The 3,481-nt window shown below is 61.5% G+C and carries 3 protein-coding genes, 1 tRNA gene and 1 pseudogene; 4 read left to right on the forward strand and 1 reads right to left on the reverse strand.

The genetic code is table 11. The annotated features are described in order from the left end of the window. Positions 1–644 precede the first annotated feature (644 nt). On the forward strand, positions 645–902 hold the full coding sequence (locus AC5ZGW_RS45545; protein WP_130231836.1) for a hypothetical protein: 258 nt from the start codon (positions 645–647) through the stop codon (positions 900–902). 294 nt (positions 903–1,196) lie between these two features. Here AC5ZGW_RS45545 and AC5ZGW_RS45550 read toward each other — a convergent pair whose 3' ends face one another. Continuing rightward, positions 1,197–1,397 (reverse strand): hypothetical protein, encoded by a 201-nt coding sequence (locus tag AC5ZGW_RS45550; protein ID WP_130231834.1) that lies wholly within the window; start codon positions 1,395–1,397, stop codon positions 1,197–1,199. Positions 1,398–1,737: 340 nt separating this feature from the next. On the opposite strand from AC5ZGW_RS45550, the gene AC5ZGW_RS45555 reads away from it, so the two are divergent. The 3 genes and pseudogenes from AC5ZGW_RS45555 to AC5ZGW_RS45565 all read left to right on the forward strand — a co-directional run bounded on the left by AC5ZGW_RS45555 (position 1,738) and on the right by AC5ZGW_RS45565 (position 2,862). After that, positions 1,738–1,811 (forward strand) — tRNA-Tyr (locus tag AC5ZGW_RS45555). Positions 1,812–1,940: 129 nt separating this feature from the next. After that, a complete protein-coding gene (locus AC5ZGW_RS45560; protein ID WP_130231832.1) occupies positions 1,941–2,288 on the forward strand; it encodes a cupredoxin domain-containing protein in 348 nt (115 codons plus the stop codon). A gap of 12 nt (positions 2,289–2,300) precedes the next feature. Next, positions 2,301–2,862: pseudogene (locus AC5ZGW_RS45565) on the forward strand (FTR1 family protein). The last annotated feature ends 619 nt before the right edge of the window (positions 2,863–3,481 follow it).

Below are 3,481 nucleotides of genomic sequence, written 5' to 3' on the forward strand. Positions count from 1 at the left end.
CTCTTCACGCCCAAAGAATGCGCAAGCTACTTGGCAAACTCAGGATATGCACGAACCTAACTTCATCACGCTCTAGTAAAACGGCCCCAGCCATCACCGGGGCCGCCAACCTGGTTGGGCAGGTTTTCCTCTGGCCGGGGCTTTTTTCGGGGGACGATCGGCCGGAGGCGCAGAGTCGACTGTTGCGGACAGATTTCGTTCCTACTGCGCAGAGAAGGCAAAACGGGCTGACAGGTTACCGGAGCGGCTGAAGGCGCCGAGGCTTCAGCCATTCGCTCAAATGTGCCGCCGTCTCCGCCTGACGTGCTCTGCGAATAAGTCGTTCGCGTTCGCCTGGGGGACCGCCCTGAGCTTCCTTGCGGAGGCGCACGGCCTCTTCAGCCAACCGGTTTTCCAGTGTCGTTGATTGTTTAGAACGACGCCGCACTTCCATGTGTTGCTCCTTGTTTGAGTAAGCAGGAGCGCACCTGGCGTACTCATCACCGAGGTGCGTGCGGTGATGCATACGATAATCAACTAAACGGCTGTACCGTTCCCGGCCGGTTGCCAATTGTTCCCGTGCGCTTGTGTCATAATCGAATCCGGGAACTTCCCGTAGAGTGTTGGATTGCTCTTCCCTTAACAGGAAGAAGAGGAGATGCGGGATGAAACAGGTGTTGTTGATTGCTATGATGACTGCCCTCGTCACGCCTGCGTTCGCGGAAGATGTTGGTGTCGGCGTTGGTGTCGGCCCGAGTGGCGCTGGCGTGACCGTCGGTCAGGACCGCGATCACGATCGCTACCGGGAGCGAGAGCGTGAAACGGTGGTCAAGGAACACGAGCCAAGCGACCGCACCACGACTATCAACAAAGAACATGATGACGGTACGCGCAGCAAGACCATCATAAAAGAGCGCGACTAATCTACCATTGTGGGGAAGCGCGGCTGGCCTAAAGAGAAAGGCCCCGATTCACAATCGGGGCCTTTCCGCAATGTCAGGGCCTGATCGCCTATAGCTTCGAGGTCGCTGCCGAGCTGCGCGAGCGATGGAGCACCAAATCGTCGCAAACCGCCCTCACAATGTGTGCTCTATTGCCTTCTCAATGCGCCGCTGTAGGTCAACGTCGGTTTCGGTGGTGTTCTGGTCTCCGACCATAAGCTGCTCCGTGGCTGTCTAGACAAATGTCGCTACCGTCTTGAGACCTCACTGGAAACTTCATTTCGGCGTGCCCAGACTAAGAAACTCGTTCATGTCGGCGGCCTGCTCGGCTTGCCGCGCCTGCCGGAGCAGTTTCTGCCGCTCGGCGCCGGGAGGTAGGTCGCGTGCCTGCGTGCGAGCCTGGCGAGCTGAGGCGACCAGCCGCGCCTGGAGTGAAGTGGTCTGCTTGGCTCGGTTGCGCTTGCGTTTGGTTTCCATGAGCTTCCAATGCTCGGTACTGCGGCTCGGGTGAAACGCGGATGTACGAGACCCAAACTGTCGCGCCTGCTGCAAGAGTGCTCGCGCACCTTCCCGAGCGGGCGCTGAGCGGACGGCCCCGGCGTCAAATCGCAGGGGATTGCGCCGGGGCGTCGCTCCCTCTCGGCTCGCCATTGGGCAGAGGAGCGACGACCAGCGCGAGAGGTCGCTCGCTAAGACAAGCACCTCGATGCTGTGAAGTCAGTGCACTATTGTACCGTGGCGCGTGAAGCGTAGGTCGGCGAGTGCGGCAATTAGGACAATTAGGACAGTACCAATGTCCTGCCTGTACGAGCCATCAGCCGACTTAGCTCAACGGGAGAGGGCCCGCGTTGTAGGCGTGGCGGTTGCTGGTTCATCCGGCAGCCGGCTCCAATTTCGTTTCTGATGGGCCGGGGGAACTCCGGTCGGTCAGCGTGAGGGCGCCGCAAGGTGCTCTGAGGCCGCGCGCTGACGCGGTCTTGGGATCGGCTTTCAGAAAGACATTCAGCGGAAGGCAAAGAGATGTACGTTTTGACCATGACCAGGAAGCTCGCTCTCGCAGCGCTTTGCACGACGATGCTGCCGCTGTCGACAGCATCGGCCCAGCAGGCGACTGAAATTCAGATCAGCTACTCCAACGGGCAGTTTCAGCCGCGCGAGATACGGGCACCGGCGGACAAGCCGATCGTGTTCCGGATCAGGAATCTCGACGGCAAGGCGATGGAGTTCGAAAGCACCTCGCTCAGGGTGGAAAAGGTCGTCACCGCCAAGAGCCAGGGTGTGATCAACGTCCGCGCTCTCAAGGCCGGGCGCTATGAGTTCTATGATGACTTCAACGAGAAAGCGCGTGGCGCCCTGGTCGTCGAATAGGGCGCCCGACTCGTGCTCGCCGCGCTCGTCATCGTCTTCCGCGAGGTCTTCGAGGCCGGCCTGATCGTCGGCATCGTGCTCGCGGTCACGCGCGGGGTCGCGCACCGCGGTCGCTGGGTCGCCGGCGGCGTGCTGGCAGGCGCTGCGGGGGCGTGTCTCGTCGCGGCATTTGCCAGCCGCCTGTCGCAGCTGTTCGAAGGCATGGGCCAGGAGCTGTTCAATGCCGCCATCCTCGGGGTCGCCGTTGTGATGCTGACCTGGCACAATGCCTGGATGGCGCGCCACGGTCGGGAGATTGCCGTCGAGATGCGCGCGATCGGCCAGGCGGTGGCCGAGGGCAGCTTTCCTTGAGCGCGCCGGCTGGCTAGCGTCGCTCGACACCATCGTGTGGGACTCGAGTTGGCTGTTGTCCGAAGCCAGCATTCCCGGGCGCGCCTTGCACACGCTGATCGGCTATACCGATCAGCCGACGCAAATGCAGCTCTTGGTTTATCTTGTCGTGATCGCGATAACCGTTTCGCTGATGTGGCTGACCGCGCAGGTGCGCGGCGGCCACGCCGTTGCTGCGGGTTAGGGTGCTGGAGACGGAGGTCGCCTTTGCGTCAAAAGCCGTTTAGGAAGCCAGCCAGTCACTTCCGCTCTGCCCAGATATGCAGACCATTCAGAGCCCGCGCGGATTTCGCATTCGGGCCATCACCGGACTCCTTCATCGCAGCAATTGTCCTCTTCGATCACGTTGCCGGGCGCCCGACGAGCAGTGCTGGAACGAGATCAGGCGTCGCCGACGGTTATTTTCCCCCCGCGTGCTGGTCGAACACGCTCAGCACGGCAAGTGTCATGGCCTCAACACCGGTTTCAATGGTCGGCTTCGGCACCGGCGCGAATAAGGGCGAGTTGGTTGCCCGGCCATTGCAGGGCGTCGCCCTCGCGGGCCGCGGCGACGCGCTCCGGCTCATAGACGCCGGAAGAACATCGAGGGGCACGCCAGCCCGCATCTCGGCAGCCAATTCAGCCGCGGTCTTCTCTTAGACCGTACGTAACAGCGGGCATCGCTCTTCGTAACCCGCTGCCCCCTATGCCGCCACGGCAAAAAAACGGAAACCGGCTACCGCGAGCTTGTCGGGAGATACCTGAACCGGCTCGCTAACCGTCTCTGACTCTGCCAACAGAAGGCAGGTCGGACAGTTGAACAG

It is taken from the genome of Bradyrhizobium sp. Crot121, assembly GCF_059512385.1.